This window comes from Oceaniferula flava (genome assembly GCF_016811075.1).
GTDB classification, from domain to species: Bacteria; Verrucomicrobiota; Verrucomicrobiia; order Verrucomicrobiales; family Akkermansiaceae; genus Oceaniferula; species Oceaniferula flava.
On the sequence record NZ_JAFBGL010000003.1, the window covers coordinates 110,717 to 128,485 of the forward strand.

At 52.4% G+C, this 17,769-nt stretch carries 20 protein-coding genes; 11 read left to right on the forward strand and 9 right to left on the reverse strand.

Translation table 11 applies throughout. From position 1 onward, the window contains the following. Positions 1–10 precede the first annotated feature (10 nt). The 6 genes from JO972_RS05760 to JO972_RS05785 all read left to right on the forward strand — a co-directional run bounded on the left by JO972_RS05760 (position 11) and on the right by JO972_RS05785 (position 3,473). Positions 11–433, forward strand: coding sequence for a hypothetical protein (locus JO972_RS05760; protein WP_309489059.1), 423 nt, complete (start codon positions 11–13; stop codon positions 431–433). A gap of 144 nt (positions 434–577) precedes the next feature. Next, positions 578–919, forward strand: coding sequence for a hypothetical protein (locus JO972_RS05765; protein WP_309489060.1), 342 nt, complete (start codon positions 578–580; stop codon positions 917–919). Positions 920–938: 19 nt separating this feature from the next. After that, positions 939–1,436, forward strand: coding sequence for a hypothetical protein (locus JO972_RS05770; protein ID WP_309489061.1), 498 nt, complete (start codon positions 939–941; stop codon positions 1,434–1,436). Between the two features lie 10 nt (positions 1,437–1,446). After that, positions 1,447–2,280, forward strand: coding sequence for a hypothetical protein (locus tag JO972_RS05775; RefSeq protein ID WP_309489062.1), 834 nt, complete (start codon positions 1,447–1,449; stop codon positions 2,278–2,280). A gap of 144 nt (positions 2,281–2,424) precedes the next feature. Next, positions 2,425–2,961: a hypothetical protein gene (locus JO972_RS05780; protein WP_309489063.1), complete on the forward strand. Its 537-nt coding sequence runs from the start codon at positions 2,425–2,427 to the stop codon at positions 2,959–2,961. After that, positions 2,958–3,473 carry a hypothetical protein gene (locus JO972_RS05785; RefSeq protein ID WP_309489064.1) on the forward strand — a complete coding sequence of 172 codons (516 nt, stop codon included), beginning with the start codon at positions 2,958–2,960 and terminating at the stop codon, positions 3,471–3,473. The genes JO972_RS05780 and JO972_RS05785 overlap by 4 nt, the downstream gene beginning before the upstream one ends. Before the next feature lie 165 nt (positions 3,474–3,638). Here the strand turns inward: JO972_RS05785 and JO972_RS05790 are convergent, their stop codons facing one another. From JO972_RS05790 to JO972_RS05815, 6 genes are all read right to left on the reverse strand, one after another. After that, positions 3,639–4,901 (reverse strand): hypothetical protein, encoded by a 1,263-nt coding sequence (locus tag JO972_RS05790; RefSeq protein ID WP_309489065.1) that lies wholly within the window; start codon positions 4,899–4,901, stop codon positions 3,639–3,641. Positions 4,902–4,974: 73 nt separating this feature from the next. Then, the gene (locus tag JO972_RS05795) at positions 4,975–5,670 is read right to left on the reverse strand and encodes a hypothetical protein (RefSeq protein ID WP_309489066.1); all 696 of its coding nucleotides are present in this window, start codon (positions 5,668–5,670) and stop codon (positions 4,975–4,977) included. Between the two features lie 756 nt (positions 5,671–6,426). Then, the gene (locus JO972_RS05800) at positions 6,427–7,005 is read right to left on the reverse strand and encodes a hypothetical protein (protein ID WP_309489067.1); all 579 of its coding nucleotides are present in this window, start codon (positions 7,003–7,005) and stop codon (positions 6,427–6,429) included. A gap of 42 nt (positions 7,006–7,047) precedes the next feature. Next, the gene (locus tag JO972_RS05805; protein ID WP_309489068.1) at positions 7,048–9,087 is read right to left on the reverse strand and encodes a hypothetical protein; all 2,040 of its coding nucleotides are present in this window, start codon (positions 9,085–9,087) and stop codon (positions 7,048–7,050) included. After that, on the reverse strand, positions 9,084–9,629 hold the full coding sequence (locus JO972_RS05810) for a PulJ/GspJ family protein (protein ID WP_309489069.1): 546 nt from the start codon (positions 9,627–9,629) through the stop codon (positions 9,084–9,086). The genes JO972_RS05805 and JO972_RS05810 overlap by 4 nt, the downstream gene beginning before the upstream one ends. Before the next feature lie 4 nt (positions 9,630–9,633). Then, the gene (locus JO972_RS05815; protein ID WP_309489070.1) at positions 9,634–10,074 is read right to left on the reverse strand and encodes a hypothetical protein; all 441 of its coding nucleotides are present in this window, start codon (positions 10,072–10,074) and stop codon (positions 9,634–9,636) included. A gap of 87 nt (positions 10,075–10,161) precedes the next feature. On the opposite strand from JO972_RS05815, the gene JO972_RS05820 reads away from it, so the two are divergent. Then, on the forward strand, positions 10,162–10,770 hold the full coding sequence (locus JO972_RS05820; protein ID WP_309489071.1) for a hypothetical protein: 609 nt from the start codon (positions 10,162–10,164) through the stop codon (positions 10,768–10,770). A gap of 15 nt (positions 10,771–10,785) precedes the next feature. Here JO972_RS05820 and JO972_RS05825 read toward each other — a convergent pair whose 3' ends face one another. The 3 genes from JO972_RS05825 to ychF form a co-directional block, all read right to left on the reverse strand. Further along, positions 10,786–11,652 (reverse strand): hypothetical protein, encoded by an 867-nt coding sequence (locus JO972_RS05825; RefSeq protein ID WP_309489072.1) that lies wholly within the window; start codon positions 11,650–11,652, stop codon positions 10,786–10,788. Positions 11,653–11,997: 345 nt separating this feature from the next. Beyond that, positions 11,998–12,291, reverse strand: a complete 294-nt coding sequence (locus tag JO972_RS05830; RefSeq protein ID WP_309489073.1) for a hypothetical protein — start codon at positions 12,289–12,291, stop codon at positions 11,998–12,000. A gap of 444 nt (positions 12,292–12,735) precedes the next feature. Continuing rightward, positions 12,736–13,851: a redox-regulated ATPase YchF gene (ychF, locus tag JO972_RS05835; RefSeq protein WP_309489074.1), complete on the reverse strand. Its 1,116-nt coding sequence runs from the start codon at positions 13,849–13,851 to the stop codon at positions 12,736–12,738. A 44-nt stretch (positions 13,852–13,895) separates the two neighbouring features. Here ychF and JO972_RS05840 point away from each other — a divergent pair, with 44 nt between their 5' ends. From JO972_RS05840 to xylB, 4 genes are all read left to right on the forward strand, one after another. Further along, positions 13,896–14,285, forward strand: coding sequence for an aspartate 1-decarboxylase (locus JO972_RS05840; RefSeq protein ID WP_309489075.1), 390 nt, complete (start codon positions 13,896–13,898; stop codon positions 14,283–14,285). 109 nt (positions 14,286–14,394) lie between these two features. Continuing rightward, a complete protein-coding gene (gene secG / locus JO972_RS05845) occupies positions 14,395–14,886 on the forward strand; it encodes a preprotein translocase subunit SecG (RefSeq protein ID WP_309489076.1) in 492 nt (163 codons plus the stop codon). Between the two features lie 6 nt (positions 14,887–14,892). Continuing rightward, the gene (locus tag JO972_RS05850) at positions 14,893–16,137 is read left to right on the forward strand and encodes a rhomboid family intramembrane serine protease (protein WP_309489077.1); all 1,245 of its coding nucleotides are present in this window, start codon (positions 14,893–14,895) and stop codon (positions 16,135–16,137) included. Positions 16,138–16,255: 118 nt separating this feature from the next. Next, a complete protein-coding gene (gene xylB, locus JO972_RS05855) occupies positions 16,256–17,755 on the forward strand; it encodes a xylulokinase (protein ID WP_309489078.1) in 1,500 nt (499 codons plus the stop codon). Positions 17,756–17,769: the final 14 nt, after the last annotated feature.

Consider the following 17,769-nt stretch of genomic DNA (forward strand, 5'->3'; position numbering starts at 1 on the left):
TTGACTCAACATGCAGCTTACTAAATTTGATCGTTGGCTTAAGGAGAACTTTATTTATGAAACACATATTTTCATTCTGAGACGCCCAGAGTTTAAACTGCCTTCAGGCGTGAAAATCAGTGAGTTGGATCAAGGTGCTTCAGGAGATTACCGCTTTCGATTACGGATTAAAAATAACAAAAAGGCAGACCAAACCTTGGCGTTACTCAAAGAACACCAGCTAATGTGCGCCACCCACGTGGTGGAAGGGCGGCATTGGTATAATAAGCGAATAGCTCCAGAGGGGAAGAGTTTCACATATCAATGGATTCTACGCGGGATCACCAGCGTGCTGATCCTGTGTGCTGCTTATGGTGTGTATGTATTATTCCAAAACCCGCAGCTCATTTCTACGATCCAAGACACTCTGAATGAACTGAAAGCAGGCATGTAGCAGGCTTATTATTTAACTTTTTTTTATGTTCAAGAATCGTTTATATGATAATCTTGCAGCGTGAAGTTGAAGTTAGACAGTCGAGCGCGGCGTAGGGCTAGAAGCCTGTCCGGGCTGACCCTTATCGAAATCACCGTGGTAATCGTGATTCTAATCACTTTGATTGGCCTGTCGGTATTCGCAATTGGCGGTTACAATAACTGGCAGCTTGCCGCGGAGGCGTCACAAAAGCTGAAAAAGGTCTACAATGCTCAGCGCACCTATCTAAGTGAGCACCCTACACAAAGCGTGTCTACGGTCACTGCTGCCCAAATCATTCCTTACCTTTCCGATAAGTCTGATGAGCTACCTACGGTCGAGGGCGAAGATGGTAGCCAGTATAGTATCAAAGTCGACGTTTCCCCGCCTGTGATCGTCACATCTTCTGGTGCGGTCTATGATCCGTCAGGTTCCCCTGATGACGGTCTATGGGATGTAGGTTCCTAACCAAGCCCCAGATAATTTTATGTGTGTAGCTCGTCCATCCCTCGTCATCGCCCTGAGCTCGATCGCTTCGGTGCTCTTGGCCGCATGGGCCTCCGCCGCGGAGGGGAGCGACCGTCCCGATAAGCTGGCCGAAAGCTACCGACTCATAGGGCATTATCAGTTAGTTTCCAAGCTGAGGGTAGAAAATAGCCAAGCTGAGGCTGTGGTGATTTCTCCTCTGCGGTATCGGGTTTACAGTGATGGCATGGAAATTCGTGTCTATGTCCGGTCCTCGGACGAAGATAGTTACACGGCCTATAACATTTACCGGGCAGATGGAATCGGCGTAGCCAAGTCGAGTGGTGAACTTGAGATGGTAGCTGGGGTGCAGGCATTCAATACCGAAGGAAAGATGCTCCGTCAAATTAGTGTCACCCGGAATAGCCTTACTATGGTAAAAACTCCGCCGCGTTCCCACCGTGTGATTATAACCCGAGCCAAAGCCATTCCTGTTTCGGACAACACAACTGGTCAATAAACAGCTACCTATGAATTCTTCTCTCGAACCGATCCCCACCAAACCAGCTGTGGTCATTGACGCTACGCAGTCGTCAATCCGAGCAAATGGTGGGCACAAAGCGATGAATCAGTATAAAACACCGGAGTCCGGAGGTCTGGTGAAAGCTTATCCTTGGTTGCTAGCCACGAGTGTTTGCCTTTCCGGCGTGCTATGTTGGCTCTATGTCACTAAGCCAGTAATGGCACCACTTCATGCCACGCCTGGACGTGACGCAGATGTCATTAACATCGCTGAAAACCAAGTATCTCAACCGACCGACAACACTGCTGCCTTACTCCCTTCGGATACGAGTCTTCCTGGAACGGAACCTGGTGATCAAACCTCACAGGATCGCAATTCTGATGCCCCACTGAGCATCGACCCCCGAGCTTTAGCAGAGATGGGTGGCGAGGATTCAGACAAGGGCTGGGAGAGCACCAATTTAAAAGTGCAACATATCCTCAGTGCTGATTCCGGGAGCGGACAGCTGGAAAAAATTATTCTCGATGTCCCAGTGCGATACCAAACACGCACCATGCGTTGGACGTCTCACGATATCGAACAAGCAAGAAACGTACTAGGGCGGCTGATGATCTATGAACGAGACCTGCATAACTTGCGCAAGCAGGGCCAGACCATCCTCAAGGATTGGAATACTCTCTTGGAGCATACCGTGCCGGCTGCAGCGTTGCGGGCTGATAGCCCATCCATACCCTACAATCATGCTGAACGCCATGATCGAGGCGGACTGCCTGACAGTTCTGCTGTGATCAAAGTAGATAACGCGCCCGTTGAGCCTCAGCAAACGCCCTCTCAGAATTAACCACTTATTTGTTCTTACCTCATGTCAAAACACTCACATCTTTTGCTGTTGCCTATGTTGGCAGGGGCTTTGCATGCGCAGACATTTAACGAAGCACCTCCATCTACGGTGGATCCTTCTGTGTTGTTAGAGCTGCCTCCGGCCGTGGTCATTGATGAAGACGGGAAAACAGATCCCGTCCTGGTCACTCCGAAAGTCAAAATTCCAGCAGAAAAGACAGTGAGTGAAGGCGGCACAACCACGGCGAAGTCCACTGACGGGGGGATTGAAATTCAGATTGAAAAAACCAACGCCAAAGCTGGAGCCCAACAGGGTGGGGGGAATGTGAAAGTCTACTCTCCCTATCCGGCAAAACCCATTTCAAATCCTCCATTAGGTTGGAAATACGCACCCGCCCCGAAAGGGACTGCTCCATTCCGCACCCAGGTCGTTCTTGCGAGTGGGCATTCAGTGGATTTGGCCATCACTCCCTACGTGCTGATCCCCCAAGCTGACGGGCGGAACATCATCAAAATATCTGAGCCCGGCTACGACGCAGCCAAATCATATAACCAGCAAGATACCGTGGGGGCGATGCTGGAAAACTCGACAGCCGAAATTGAAAACCATGAAAAGCAAGCAGCGGCCGCAATCAGTCGGCTCCAGCAATTGCTCTCATCCTTACCTCGATCGCAAAAATGAAAAATACATTACCTATCTTATCAACGATGGCTCTCGGCGTAATTGCTGGAGTGACGGGGACTCATTTTCAGCAAGTTTCTAGCATGGTGGCCAATGGCTCTTTGCCTTCTCCTGCCTTAGAAAACATACCAGATTCTCCTCATTCAGGTGAGGGCATTCCACGTGAGATTTTGGCATCGCTGACTTCGTCTCCAAGGGTAAGTGATAAACAGATGCAGAGTGAGCCCGCTGCAGCGAGTTCTCTAACGGTGGACGAAAGAAGTTCTCTCGAGCAAACCTTGCTGACCATTAACGGTAACCTGCAAAGGGTGATGAAGGAAAATAGTCACCTGCGGAAACAGCTCTCGGATACCAACCGCGATATGGATGAGCTTACTTTCCGACTTGATTCTCAGAGTGCCAGTTTCCGCCCTTTAAGCACCCAGCAAGACCGGCCACGTGGTCTGATCACATCACCCTCAACTGGCCTTCCTGCTGCGGATCAGCAGGAACTCCTGCCAGCAAAGAACTAAACACAGCGCATGCTGTGTAAGGGGTGAATCCACCTGTAGGGGGTATGTCTTAGCAGACAGTCGGAGGTTTTCAGGTTTTCCCCAAGGGGGACAAAAAAAACCGGCTATCCCTGATCAAAGAGAAGCCGGTTGTTTGATGTTCCGCTCGAGAGCGGCTGATCAGAGTTACTCTGAGGTGTTGAGGTTACCGATGACGCGTAGACCGCTCTTTTTCACCAGACCTGATACTTGTCCAAGAATATCGATGCCAAATGGCGTCTCATGGAGTAGTTCCAAGGTGTAGCTGCCAGGTTCGGTAATGAAGGTATCGAGCTCAGTGATCACGTAGTCACGATCAATGGGAACCAAACCATCGAGCACAATGTAGCTTGAGTTGATGATGATCGGGTTTGATGGATTACTCGTAGGATTTCCCTTGTAAGCACGCACATAGGTGGAACTGGAAGGGTAGAGGTCCTGGAGGTCTATCTTGATATCAGGCAGTTTTGTATAGTGTTGCCCAGGCGTAAATCCTGACATTTCGCCCGAAGCGATAGGCCAAACTTGCACTTTTGCGGTGGCAAGCATTGCTGCGTCCTCACCGTCTTCTGGCAGTGCCAAGATCGTAAATTCTTCTTCTCCTGCAGCTTTGGTGAGGTCATCGGCTTGGAGCGATGTATATTGACTCACTGTGGTAGTGCCATTTTTGGTGAGAGACTCACTCGGCATGGCGACTACGACTAGAGGTGTGAAGTTGTAATCAATTCCACTGAAGGGGGACCAGCCAAAGCCGCCGTCACCGAATCCTTCATAATCACCGAATAGTCCGTCCAAGATATCGCCGACCAGTCCTAAGAGGCCGCCTGTGTCATCATCGTCTTTCTCTTCCTCTTCCTCCTCGTCGTCATCATCATCATCGTCCTTCTTTTTTAGCAGGCCCAATCCTTTGCCGAGGCCGTAGCTGTAGGATTGGTTGCTGTCGATGTTGAGAAAGGCGGAGCTGTCATCATTGATGTTGTCGTAAGTGACGGCCAAATGAGTTAAAGTCGCGCTTTTGGCAGCAGCAGGGGCTTCGTCGTCAGTTACGAGGCCTTCCATGGTGTAACTGACCTTGAATGGCTGGTCCACGCGTGTGCGAGGGACGCCTGTGTATGGATCGTTCGTGGTAATCGCAATTTCAGCCGTAGGATGGTAGGCTGAGACGATTTTTTCATCGAGCAAATACTCAGCTCCTGTGTCGCGGTTAATCGTCCAGAGCTGGAAAGTCGAGCTTGTCTCCACGCCCTTTAGCGCTGTCGCGCTACCAGAGGGAGCCAGATCATCCATTTTGTGGGTAGTCTGATAAGTGTCGTTCTGGATTTGAATGACAAAGTTCAGATAGTCCTCGCTTTCGTTATCTGCCTGGAGGGCCAGGGACGAGAGGATTAATGCGGATAGCATATATTTCATGATGGCGCTTCAGGTTAAGGGTGAATGATGAGGTAGAGGATATTAGCAGTTGCTGATAGTTCAGCAATCTTTTTTACTCAGCTACCTTTTCGAAGCGAACGAGGGTGATAACATCCTGCATGTCATAGCCACTTTCGTTTTTCTGATACTGGCTGTGGGTAAGTTCAGAAACGTAGATGACGTCCATTGGCCCAAGAGCGATTTTACCATCTTGGATGTAGGGGCGGAGGTATTCAGCAACAGAAGTCTGGTCAGAGTAACCGGCTGCAACGCTAGGAGGCGTGTCACCATTTTTCAGAACGGTGATGTTGGATGAATCATTGTAGTAGTAATCGTAGCCGGTCCAGTTCAATTTGGCTGCGAACTCGAAGGTTGTGCCGGCCTTGACGACGGTGTCAATCAGATCGACATCTGGCTTCACCTGGGAAGATGTGCCGGAGAAAATGTTGTCCCAAGATTTGTTACCGAGCTTCATGTAGACTTTAGCAGGATACTGAGTGCCGTATTGGTCAGTCAGTCCAACGCCGATCATGCTCACACGGACGCGGAGTTTGGTTTTGGGGATGATCTCATCGTCTTCGTTGATATCCACCACGTCGGTCACCTGGGCGGGGTATTCGATGTTCCAGCTGAAAGTAGGAGCAACACCTTGGCGCACCATCAGCTCACTTACGTCAAGGCTGCCTGTTGGGATGGCAGGTGCTTGATCTGAGAACACTGGAGCGGACATAGCGAGTGAACCGGCAATGAGTAGTGTTTGGAATTTCATGGTAAGGATGAGTTGAGGTTGGTGGCGGTTAGATGAAAAACGTAATTTCGTTTGCTTCGACGACCGGATAATAACAAAAACTGTAATCGTGTAAAGTTTTTAGTAATCAAAAATACAAAAAAATTAACAATAAGGTGATTTATTATAATCTAGGAGGAAATCCTTGCTGTGTATGGGGTTTTCACATCTGATTACTTTATTTTGTAATCTAAATGTAAACAGTGTGATGTGAGGTCGGTGTTTTTTTTCTTTGTCGAAGGTCAAAAATCTGAACGAAAAATCCATTTATTGTAAACTTGTGCATAGATCTGAAAATCCTAGATCATTTACTTAAGTTGATGTCATGCAAACCATCTCGATAGCTCATCTATCTAAGAAGTTCACCAATTATGCAGAATGTTTTCTTTTTGAAACGAATCGCTTGAGATGGAAAAAATGAAATATACGTTTGAATGTCAAAACGCAGAAGATTCTCAGATTTGTCTGCTTCCAACAGCGGGCAAGATGCTTCCTGATCTCAAAAGGGCTCTGCAAGGCCGTAAAAGGGTGGAGTAGGGTGGAGTAGGGCTTATGGGTCTGGGGGGGCTTCGCGGGCCGGTCTCCTTAAAGTGTGCTGAGGAGGCAGTGGTTCTATGGCTTTGGCGTAGGCACAAAAAAATCCCCGCTGCTGAGAGAGCAGCGGGGATATGGAATTGGGATAGATCTACCTGATCGGGAATGTTGGTGACGGTGTCTTCGTTACGCCGTGGGCCGGGTTTATCGAGGCCCGCTGGGAGTAGATTGACCAGTCGCAGCGGCTTTGGCCTTGAGTTCGGCAGTCTCTTCTTCCGTTAGCAAGGAAATGGGGGCCACTGAGATAGGGCCGCCTGCGCAGGTGGCGACGACGACTTTGCCCATTGATTGGTAGGCTTTCATGACATCATCGGCGAGTTTGTCCTTACCCTGTGCTTGGGTCATGGTGACAGGATGGACGTGGATCCATCCGTGGTTTGCGATGAGGAATTTTTTCCATTCAATGAGGGTTCCTGTCGGTTTGCTGACAAGTTTGCCTTTATGTCTCTCAGGAATGTAAATCACAGCACCTTTGGGAATCAGCGTCCAGTGACCGTTGTTGGCTAATAAAGTGGACGAGCCTATGAGGGTTTTGCGTTTTGCCTTGGCGATTGGTTTCGCAGGTTCTGCAGGAGGAGCTGCCTTGTCTTGTGCTGCCTTCAGTTTTACCAGGTCAGCATGAGTTGGTGGCTTCTTGGGTGTTGCCAGAGATTGCGTGGGGGCGGCTGTGGCGATGGTAGCGGTAGAAAGTAAAGCGAGGGTGATGATACGTGGATATTTCATAACGAGACGTGTGTGGATGAGTTTGGCGAGCGCCCGAGGGGGTTATGGCGTGTAAGTAGGGTGGATTTCACGAATGAGGACCATCCAGTTCATGATATTAATAGGGGGCAATGCTGCTGGGTGAGTGATCGCCTTGAGGTCTGCCGAAATATTGGCCGGAACGACCTCATCTGAGCTGCCGGATTTGAAATCGCCAATGTGCGTTGGCGTATCGTTATCTTTGGCGAGCGAGCCAAGTTGGCCGTCCACTTCGATCTGCATGGGCTCCAAGCTGTCGCCATATCGTTTTTCCGGCGCAAACAGTGATAGAGGAGGGTAGAAGAGCTCGCCGGATGCCAAGGTCATGTCTGAGGGGGCCGTGGTGGGGGTGGTATTAACATCATCGGCAATGATGAGTCGCAGATTGGTCACGAGGGAAAAACCTGCTGTGTACGTGGTGAGATCTTGTGCATCCATGAGTAGCAAGGCCAGTTTGTCATTGGAGCTGGGGAAGGTAGGCCGGGAGATTTTGGCGTTATTCACGTAATCGGGGTTGATCGAGATGGAGTTGTTTGTTTCCGGGTAATCAGCACCACGTGCAGCGAGAAAAGGTTGAATTCTCTCAATGTAAACGGAGAGGCAGGGGTAGCCGGCCGCGGAGGTTTCCACGTGGAAGGGGAACTCTGTGCCGTCTTCTGTCCCAATGTCGGGCCAATTGGAGCCTTTTGTGAAGGTTTCCTGCGCCAGAGAGTTGCCCGATTTCTTGTCGGCATAGGTGAAGCGGATAGATGTGGGGGTTTGGTCCAAGCTTGATTCGACATCGATGATATCAAGGCGCATGACACATTGTTGTGAGCCGAGACTATAATAATCCCATGACGTTTGAGAGACTGCATTGGTTCCGTCCGGGGAGTTGCCGTTACCGAGATCGCGATCGTCGCCCATGAAGCGGTCATAAAAGTCCAAGCCGCGGTTGATGGGGATAAACGCTACTCGGCCACCATTGGCTGCGGAGGAAATAGGGAAGGTTTCGCCTTTGGTTTCGCTCAGCTCGCGAGCTGTGCTGGCGAAGGGGTCGCTTCCAGTGGCGCTCCCGGTGATACCATTAACTGAGGTGTCACCGGATAGCTCGACGCTTTTTCTGCTGGAGATGGCTTCTGTGGAAAAACTGCCTTCGGTCTTAACCCGTTCTGCAAAGATGCCGCCTGATATATTGAAATTCGACCAGTCGCTGCCATCGGTATGTTGGCCGAGGGCGGTGTAGGAGGCTCCGTTGATAGGGAGTTGAGAGGGGATCTCGTAAAGCGAGATCAGGTATTTTTTCTTCCGGCTGGCAAGTTTGGTCTGAGCGCTATCTTCGTCAGCAAATGAGAGCTCGAACCCCCACCAATTATGTTTGGCAATCATTGTTGAGCCCGAGCGGTAGTTGAAGTGGTGCGCAGGGGAATCGACTAGATTGTATTGAGGGTAATCATCCACATCGGCTCCCACCCAGCCGGTGGCGGAGTCCCCATAGGTTTTTTTATGGGAAACAAGGGGGTATCGGCCATCCCAGCGGTTGTTTCTATTTGAGCATGTCAGTGGTGGTGGGTATTCGCTGGAAGCGCTCACATTCGTTCCCGTGGTGACTTCCTCCCATGTTGAGCTTTCTCCGTCTAAATTCTTGATGGTGGCGCTGTAGCTGAATGTGCTGTTGGCGATGTTTGCATTACGGGCACTGGGCAGACCGAGGTCATCGGATTTTGAGCTGTCAAGTGGCGCATTCGCATTGGATAGCACCATGGCTTCATCGAATATGGTGCTCCAGTCCAGGTTTTTACGGGTGCTCCAATTACGAGAGTCATTTTGCATGCAGAGCATGGCTTTGTTCGGAATAATGTTCGTGAGAGCGCGTAGAAATGCTTCTTCCCGCTGCTGATAATCAGCTCGAAGTGCATGATCTTTCTGGGTGTTTTGAGATTCCACCGTGTCCCTGTACATGGAGATGAGGATCAGCAGCAGGCCGATGCCTACGGAGATGACCGTCAGCAGGGATGCAAAACCAGGTTGTGGCGCGCAGGGTCGACGTGGCGGCGTCGGTCTGTGTGGGTGGGTAAGATTCATCGTAGTGTGGTGGTGGAGTAAATAATTTCAGCGCCGTTGGCGCCGGTGAGCTTGAAGCGCAGGACGCCGTTCTGAACAAAGAAGTTTGCATCGCTGACCTGTGAGGAGATTGACCATTCCGGAGTGGCGACAGCGAGCTCAGCCATCGAGGCGAGATGGTAGTAATTGAGTTTATTCTCATCGCTGTCGAAGGCGATGACGCCGAAGCTATCCGCTGCCTGCGCAATGCCGGAAAATTGCAGAGCGATCACCTGAGCATCGGTAATGGTGGCATTGGTCCCCGCTTCGGCATCTTCGAGAGTGGGGTAAAGGCGAAAGAAGTTCGCCCGGCTGGTGATACGGTTCAAACTATTCTCGATCTGAGGTGCTTCATGGATGAGAAAGTTTTGAGTGTTGATGATGCGATAGGTCGCCAGTTGATTATTGAATAGCACCAAGGACATGATGGCGATCATGCTGCCAACGAGGATAACAATGGTCATCTCCATCAGAGTGAACCCGCCTTGCCTTGCCGCTGGCGATGATGTTGTGCAAGTAATCATAGTTTTATTGTGTTCTCACGGTGCTGCGTGATTTGACGTAAGTTTCATCGCCAATTTGATACGTCATGTGGCTTTCCACTCGCCAAGTTTCCATTTCCGCAGGGTTGGTGTCGGTTGTGCCGCTTCCTCCTGCTGACGAGAGGTTGTTGGGGTCTGGGATGCGTGTCCGAACGACTGTGGCCATGATGGGAATGGCTCCCGGGAGCTTGCCGATTTCTACTGTGGAGCTTGTTTTCGATGGGTAGATCGGCCAAGGAGAGCTGTTACTGGTTAGCACCTCGAAGCTAACACGCTCTGCGTAGGCTGATTCGTAACTCAAGTAGGCATCTGATACATTCTGGTGTAAGATCGACTGCCGAGGAGCGATGAGGTCGATGGTGCTTTTGAAGACGACCATGCCAATGGTTGTTAGTAAGACCATGGCGACGGTCATTTCAACCAGCATGCTGCCGGGGCGAAGGAGTTTGCGAGTGGTGGCGCGCTGCTGGTCGGTCTTTAGAAACTTGCCTTGCGACTGATCGACGCTATTCTCATGATCGATATGTTTCAGCTGGCTGTTTTCAGAAATAAGATGATGTGCATGGTTCCGCTGTGGCTGATCGCTTTGAGCCTGCTGGGGATAGCTAATATCAGAGCTCAGGCGATTCTGGCCCCGCCCTTTGGGATGCAGTGGGGTGACAAGCCGGACAAGGTGCTCGATTGGGCGCAGGCGAAAAAGTTGGATGCGGTGATCAAGATTCCCGGGGCGCACCCGGAGCTCAGAGAGATCCGCGTCTCGGCGGTCAGTGGGCCACTGCCGGGGACGAAGGCTTATGCGTTGGAGGCTCGTTATCATTGGGGCGCGTTATTTGAAGTGACCGTGCATTACGGCGCTCCGGGGATGAAACCGAAGGCGGTGAAGTCGGACTTTATGAAGTTGCAGTTGCTGCTGGCTGCCAAACACGGCACGTTTGTGGCGAATCATAAGCAGGATAAAAGGGAAGATGGTCTGCTGCGGCGATCCTTGTCGTATCACGTGGAGCCAGTGGCAGGTTTGTTATTGTTGATGGCTTATTCTGAAGTGGAGGACACGCTGAGGAGCAAGGAATCGGCGAGGTATTCGCTGTTGTATCGCAATGAAAACATAATTCCTAAGGAGTGATAGAGTGAGTGAACGTTAGTTGAGCCATGGTCCAGTGGGGACATTTTGATCTTCGACGAATTTCCACGCGACCCGGTATCCGCTGCGAATGCCGAGAAAGTCACGAACGGCTGGGCTGATATCGATGCCGGCATTGCCGTTGGGGTTGGGTTTTGGCGCGTGGCCTTGGAATACATACTGCCAATCGTCTGTGCTGAACGGGCCGCAGTCTTCCCACTGGGCGTAGCAGACTTTGCCGCGGTAGTGGATGGCCACCCATTTCCCTTTGCACACCGAGGTCCAATTGCCTCGGTATGAACGCCAGAACCAAGGAATCACTTTTGATGCCTCCGGCTGATGGCCTCCGCCTGGAGCGATGTCATTGTAGGGCAAGGCGATGTAAAATGGGTTCAACTTGGGGGTAAACGCTGCGGGCGTGTACCCATTTCGTTGTGCAGGGTGATCCACACCACCATAATTTTTCTCCCAGTTGGGGTCCCATGAGCTGGCGTTGTTCGGGGTGGGATTACGTTCACTCGCTTTTTCACCAACCCAGAAAACGGTGGCGGTGATGCCTCGGCGCCATGAAAGTTGCGGGAGCTGCCAAGGTTCCGGCTCTTCGTCATGAATTACCATCGCCTTGGGTGGTGTTTGAAAGGGGTTGAGAATGTTGGGGATGGCATTGCGCCTGGCTGCAAGGTAGCGCAGGTGTAGATGAGTGCTCTGTTGATCGATGCCGAATTCCTGATCAAGAGGGATATACTGAGCTTGGGCGAAGCTTGTGAAACCTAGGAAAAAAGCAGTCTTCAGCATCAGCGCAACGACGGATCGGACCGTGGTGCGAGACCGCTGAGAATGGATGGTTGGTATCATCGAGACCTGGTTGGGGACGTGCTTATTCATGAAAGCCCTTCGGCAGGGCTTGGGTAAGGGTGGTGGCATTGGCTGCCGTTGCCTAACGTTTGCAGGTTTCTAAGTATCAGCGTCAACTTGCGAGAAAGTAAGCTATGTTACATACTGTCAGACACTTGATTGTCTCTAATAGTCATGAAAACTCAAGCAAATTTTAATAAAATTCATGATGGTTTTGAAAGGTTTTTGCCTGAAAATGAGGGTCTTTACAAAAAAACCTCTAAAACCGATACGGTGAGTTAACTGTACAGCAAAAACCCTCCGCCCAAGGGTGAAAGGGGGAGGGTTCAGGGTGGTGCAGATGCAAAAGCATAACACCTGAAATGTTGTGTGGCTCTAGCGAACGCGTTTTGGGGGTGAGCTGTCGTCTGTGAGCTGGCTCAGTCGCGTGGGGGCTGAGGAGTTTTTGAGTAGCTGAATCTGCTGCTCTTCGGACTCGTCCACGAGGATGTTGTCGGCATTCACTGGTGGGGTGGACTCTGGAACGGTTGAGTTCTGCTTGAAAGAGTTTGGTTCGAAGTTAAACGAATGAGACTCAGATCCTGGAATGCCATTGGCAAAAAGAATAGGCACAGAAAGAATCAGGCTCAATAAAGTGGCTTGTGCGAATGTACTGTCGAGGATCTTCATGGGCGGGAAGTGGTGCGAGGTGAAGTTTGTATTTACTGATAAACTTGGTTAACGGCTTGTTTCGCTTCGATGTAAGCAATAATAACTGTAAAATAATGCGTATCAATACAATAATTGTTATTTTTTATAAAAAACTATGCTTATGTTGATTGTTTAGCTTGTGTGGTTTTGTGTGGCACGTAAGCCGCTTACTGTCAGCCTGCATTCTGTTGCTGTAGCATGCAGGCCAGGGTTCTCTGGGTACACTGATTTAGCCATCTTGGATGGATTTCCAAGAGTGGTGTATGTGGCAGGTCCTGAATTTACACACACGGTAGCTCTGAGCTGTCGCTGTTACGTGACAATGGTGCTACAGAGGAGCGTGCGTTCAGAGGTAGGGGTGCAGACGGGCACCGGGCACTCGGAGTCCGAGTGCTGAACAAATGGGGGCGAACGAGGGGTGGTTTAGACGTTGAAACGGAACTCGATGATGTCTCCGTCTTTCACCACGTATTCCTTACCTTCAATTCTTAATTTGCCGGCTTCCTTGGCGGCATTTTTGGAGCCCGCGGCTACCAGGTCTTCATAGGCGCAGACTTCGGCGGCGATGAAGCCACGTTCAAAGTCACCATGAATGACGCCGGCTGCGGCAGGTGCCTTGTCGCCTTCGCGAATGGTCCAGGCGCGAGTTTCTTTTTCGCCACTGGTAATATAAGTGCGCAGGCCGAGCAGGTGGTAGACTCCTCGAATCAAGGTGGAGACGCCCGAGTCCTCAATGCCCATGTCAGCGAGGAATTCCTTCACTTCTTCGGCGTCGAGTTCGACCAGTTCTTCTTCGATACGTGCGGAAATCACGATGGCTTCGGCGTTGTGTGAGGCGGCGGCGTATTCTCTGACCTTGGCGACCATGTCGTGGCCGTCCGGGTTCTTTTGGGTTTCTGCCAGCTCGTCTTCGGTGACGTTGCAGGCGAAAATGGTGCGTTTCGAGCTCAGCAGGAAGAAATCGCGCAGGGTGATCTGCTCGTCATCGCTGAGTTCCAGGGTGAGCGCAGGTTTGCCGGCATCGAGGTGAGGGAGCAGTTTGTCGATGAGTTCGACCTCTTTTTTTGACTCTTTGTCACCGCTCTTGGCTTTCTTAGCGCGGGATTCTTTGCGTTTCTGCAAGGCGGCGATGTCGGCGAGGATGAGTTCCGAGTTGATGATTTCGATGTCGCGAATTGGATCAACACTGCCGAGTTCGTGAATGATGTCGTCATTATTAAAGCAGCGCACTACCTGGACGATGGCGTCGACTTCGCGGATGTTGGCGAGGAACTTGTTGCCAAGTCCGGCACCTTCAGAGGCTCCTTCCACCAGTCCGGCGATATCGACAAATTCGATCGCGGCGGGGATGATCTTCTGGGTCTTGCTGATCTCGGCCATGACGTTCAAGCGTTCGTCCGGCACGGTGACCACGCCGACGTTGGGGTCGATGGTGCAAAATGGATAGTTGGCCGCCTCCGCATTGCGGGTGCGGGTGACTGCATTAAAGAGTGTCGATTTTCCGACGTTGGGTAGACCTACGATTCCTGCCTTGAGCATGCGCGGGGAGTAGTGGGGTTTGACGATAATTGCAATTTGTAAATTTGAAATTTGACCTTCGCACGGATCGCGGCTTGTTTCCGCACATGCAGCACGTGCTATTAAAATCAAAAATCCACCGCGCCTGTGTCACAGTTGCGGATGTTGAGTATGAAGGAAGTATCGAAATCCCATCCGATCTCATGGAGGCGGCCGGTCTTTGGGAGGGGGAGCGCGTGCTGGTAACGTCTGCCTCGAAAGGTGGTCGACTGGAAACTTACGCCCAAGCTGGCGAGCCCGGAACTGGGAAAATCATCATGAACGGCGGCGCGGCTCACATCATTAAAGCCGGTGAGCGCATCACCATCATGGCATTTGCCATCTCCGAGAACCCGATTCTTCCGAAGAAGGTGGTCTGCGACGAGAACAACGTCATCATTCGCCATATTAAATAGCACTCGCATCGTTGCTTGCGCGAATCGGGCCTGAAAACGCTGAAAAAGCGTCAAATGCCCAAAATCGCGTCTTTACAAGCAGGAACCACTTCACCATATTCCCGCGCCCATGACTCCTGTAATTGCTGCCAACTGGCTCAACATCTCTATTAATCTGCTTTTGGTGATCCACGTGATCGTCTGTCTTCTGCTCGCACTGGTGGTGCTGATGCAGCGGCCTAAACAAGAAGGTCTCGGCGCGGCATTTGGTTCGGGTCTGACCGATCAAGCCTTTGGTGCCCGCACCACGGATGTTCTCCAGAAAGGCACGGTTTATCTCGGCACACTGTTTTTCGTGATCACCTTGGTGCTAGCCATCCTGATTGGTAAGCGTCAGAACGTGGATCACAACATGGCGGATGACTCCACGGATCCTACCGAGGAAGTGTTGCCCAATGTGCCTGCCGTCGATGATGAGGAAGCTCCTGTCACCATGCCTACCGATGGTGTGGATGTGCCAGCAGCTCCTGTGACTCCTCCGGCTGCACCGGCTCCTTCCGAGGAAGAGCCAGCCACGCCACCCGCCGCTCCCGCTGAGTCGGAAGCTGGTGGTGATCAATAATTTATCGTGGCGGAACCATCCAAGCCGGATGTTCTGAAGCCGGACGAAGTTCCGGCCTGGGCACGCGATGATGCGTTCCCTCTGAAACCCGATACCGCCGAGTATGGCGTCATCGATGCCAAGGGCGCAGTGCATCACGCCGCTGACGCCCGTGACTTGGCCGAAAAAGTAGGCGGTCTGAGGTCGGGAGTCGACTTGGTTTGGACCCCCGAGCATCCACGATTGGTGGTGCCTGAGGCCGTTCCTGCGCTACGCCAGGTGCTGCGCCAGCGCCAGGCAAAATTTGCCGACCAGGATGCCAGCGACGGCCAGCGCATGAGTCTTGTGTTTGGCGCGGCGGTGCTCTGGACCGGTTATGCGGCCTGGAGTAATTATGGGCGGAACTGGCACGCGCTGTATTCCAGCCAGCTCACGGGTCTGGCCGCGCTCTTGCTGCTGATGTTTGGGCTGCTGCCGCTTTACGAAAGTTGGAAAACCAGGCGAAAGCTGGCGAAAACCGAGCCATCCGACCTTGCCGAGGAAATCCCTGAAGCTCAATTCGATGCCTGGCTGCAGCGGAGGAAAGTTCCGGTGACTTACTTCCTGTTGGCTTGTTTGATCGCGGTGGGCTTGGCGCAGTTGTTCATCGACTGGGGTTCCACGGGGATGAAACCTTCCATCCTTCGCGCCGGATTGTTAAAAATGAAAGCGCTGAGCTACCCGGAGGTGGCTGATGCGGCCGCTCAGTGGCGACTGTTCACAGCGCCCTTGCTGCACGGCAATATCGTGCACCTGCTGATGAATGCGGGTGGGATTCTCTACCTTGGGCGACGCACCGAGACGCTGGCTCGCTGGCCGCATTTGCTCATTGTCATTGCCATGGCCTCGTGGATCGGTGGTTTGGCGTCGTTCTACTGGCTGCCTAAGTCGCCTGCCGTGGGCTCGTCCGGTGGCCTGATGGGCTTGCTTGGCTTCATGCTCGTTTTTGAAAAGATGCACATGCGTTTGGTGCCTCGTCCCGCTCAGCGGCGCTTGTTGGCTGGGATTTTCCTGATGGTGGTGATCGGTTTTCTGGGGATGAGCTTCATTGACAATGCGGCACATGCCGGTGGTCTGTTAGCTGGGATGGCATATGCCGCTATCGTCTTTCCGCGTTCCTCATCCTTCCATCGCCCGAATGCGATGACACGCGATAAATGGGTGGGGGCTCTTGTTGGGGTTTTGATTCTTGGCACCACCAGCTTTGCGATCTATCATGTGCTGCTTGGCTAGCGTTTGTTAGGAAAGGTGAAGCGTGTGAGAAAGTTGACACGCGGACTTGTCAAACGGCTGGCGACTGGCAATGAATACAGGTGCTGGCACACCGCCGGAACCATCGACGGAATCACTTATGTACGTAATCGGGATTGATACTGGCACCCAGGGGACAAAGGCCCTTGTTTTTGACCTCGAGAAGGCGGTTGTAGTGGCTCAGTCGTCTCAATCTTACGGTATGGTCGAGGGGCTGCCCGAGGGACACCGCGAGCAGGATCCGGCGCTGTGGATCAAGGCGGTGGATGCCACCGTGCGCGATTGTGTCAAGCAGCTCGGTTCGGAGGTTGCCCGCGTCGCCGCGATCGGTGTCAGTGGCCAGCAGCATGGATTGGTAGTGCTCGACGATGCCAACCGCATCATCCGCCCGGCCAAGCTGTGGTGTGACACCTCCACCACCGAGCAGTGCGATGAAATTTCCCGCGCTTTCGGTGGATCGCCCGGTCTGATCGAGCTAGCAGGCAACCCCATGCAGCCAGGCTACACCGCGTCCAAGATCCTGTGGCTGAAACAAAATGAGCCACAGAACTTCGGCAGGATCGAAACTGTCTTGCTGCCTCACGATTTTATCAATTACTGGCTAACCGGCGTTAAACGCATGGAGCCGGGCGATGCCTCGGGCACTGGCTTGTTCGATGTGCGCAACCGTTGCTGGAGCAAGGAAATGATCGATTTCATCGACCCGGTGTTGCATCGTGTGTTGCCGGAAATCGGTTCCTCCCGTGACGTGCTCGGGCCGATTCGTCCGGAGCTGGCCAAAGCCTGGGGGCTGGGCACCCACGTGCTTGTGAGTGCGGGCGGGGGAGATAACATGATGGGCGCCATCGGCACAGGCAATGTGAACCCGGGCCAAGTCACCGTGTCTCTCGGCACCAGCGGCACGGTCTACGGTGTCAGCGACAAGCCATTGATCGATCCCCAGGGCGAGGTCGCCGCATTCTGCGATTCCACCGATCAGTGGTTGCCGTTGGTCTGCTCGATGAATGCCACCGTTGTGACCGAGCTTGTTAGAAAACACTACGGGTGGGATCACGAGCAGATGGAGAAAGAGGTTGCCTCAGCTCCGATGGGGGCGGAGGGAATGATGATGCTGCCCTACCTGCAGGGCGAGCGCACACCGAGTTTGCCGGAAGGCTGCGGCGTGCTCCACGGCATGAATCTCACCAATTTCACCCCGGCCAATGTCATGCGCGCTGCGATGGAGGGTGTCAGTCTCAGCCTCGGCTACGGCATGCTACGGATGACCGAACTCGGTTTTGAGCCGACCTCAGTGCGACTCACCGGTGGCGGCGCGAAGAGTGCCACGTGGCGTCAGATTTTAGCCGATGTTTTCGGTCTCCCGGTGGTCGCCCTGAAAACAGATGAGGGTGCTGCGCTCGGTGCGGCACTGCAGGCGGCGGTCGGGTTTTTCGAGCACAGCGGTGAGTCCCTGAGCTACGATGAGATCATTAGCTACGCGGTGGTCCCCGATGAGGCAACCCAATGCGAGCCGGACGAGGAGCGGCATGAGTTCTATCAAAACCTGCTGGCCCAACAGCAGTATCTGGTAGAGACCCTGCATATTCCCGGTTTCCTCTAAGCCCCATTTTTTTA

Coding starts and splice junctions, on each gene's coding strand:
- secG (WP_309489076.1), top strand. CDS start 14,395: ATGACTCCTGTAATTGCTGCCAACTGGCTCAACATCTCTATTAATCTG.
- JO972_RS05770 (WP_309489061.1), top strand. CDS start 939: ATGTGTGTAGCTCGTCCATCCCTCGTCATCGCCCTGAGCTCGATCGCT.
- JO972_RS05805 (WP_309489068.1), bottom strand. CDS start 9,087: ATGAATCTTACCCACCCACACAGACCGACGCCGCCACGTCGACCCTGC.
- ychF (WP_309489074.1), bottom strand. CDS start 13,851: ATGCTCAAGGCAGGAATCGTAGGTCTACCCAACGTCGGAAAATCGACA.
- JO972_RS05800 (WP_309489067.1), bottom strand. CDS start 7,005: ATGAAATATCCACGTATCATCACCCTCGCTTTACTTTCTACCGCTACC.
- JO972_RS05785 (WP_309489064.1), top strand. CDS start 2,958: ATGAAAAATACATTACCTATCTTATCAACGATGGCTCTCGGCGTAATT.
- JO972_RS05760 (WP_309489059.1), top strand. CDS start 11: ATGCAGCTTACTAAATTTGATCGTTGGCTTAAGGAGAACTTTATTTAT.
- JO972_RS05795 (WP_309489066.1), bottom strand. CDS start 5,670: ATGAAATTCCAAACACTACTCATTGCCGGTTCACTCGCTATGTCCGCT.
- JO972_RS05810 (WP_309489069.1), bottom strand. CDS start 9,629: ATGATTACTTGCACAACATCATCGCCAGCGGCAAGGCAAGGCGGGTTC.
- JO972_RS05815 (WP_309489070.1), bottom strand. CDS start 10,074: ATGCTGGTTGAAATGACCGTCGCCATGGTCTTACTAACAACCATTGGC.
- JO972_RS05825 (WP_309489072.1), bottom strand. CDS start 11,652: ATGAATAAGCACGTCCCCAACCAGGTCTCGATGATACCAACCATCCAT.
- JO972_RS05790 (WP_309489065.1), bottom strand. CDS start 4,901: ATGAAATATATGCTATCCGCATTAATCCTCTCGTCCCTGGCCCTCCAG.
- xylB (WP_309489078.1), top strand. CDS start 16,256: ATGTACGTAATCGGGATTGATACTGGCACCCAGGGGACAAAGGCCCTT.
- JO972_RS05830 (WP_309489073.1), bottom strand. CDS start 12,291: ATGAAGATCCTCGACAGTACATTCGCACAAGCCACTTTATTGAGCCTG.
- JO972_RS05820 (WP_309489071.1), top strand. CDS start 10,162: ATGATCGATATGTTTCAGCTGGCTGTTTTCAGAAATAAGATGATGTGC.
- JO972_RS05775 (WP_309489062.1), top strand. CDS start 1,447: ATGAATTCTTCTCTCGAACCGATCCCCACCAAACCAGCTGTGGTCATT.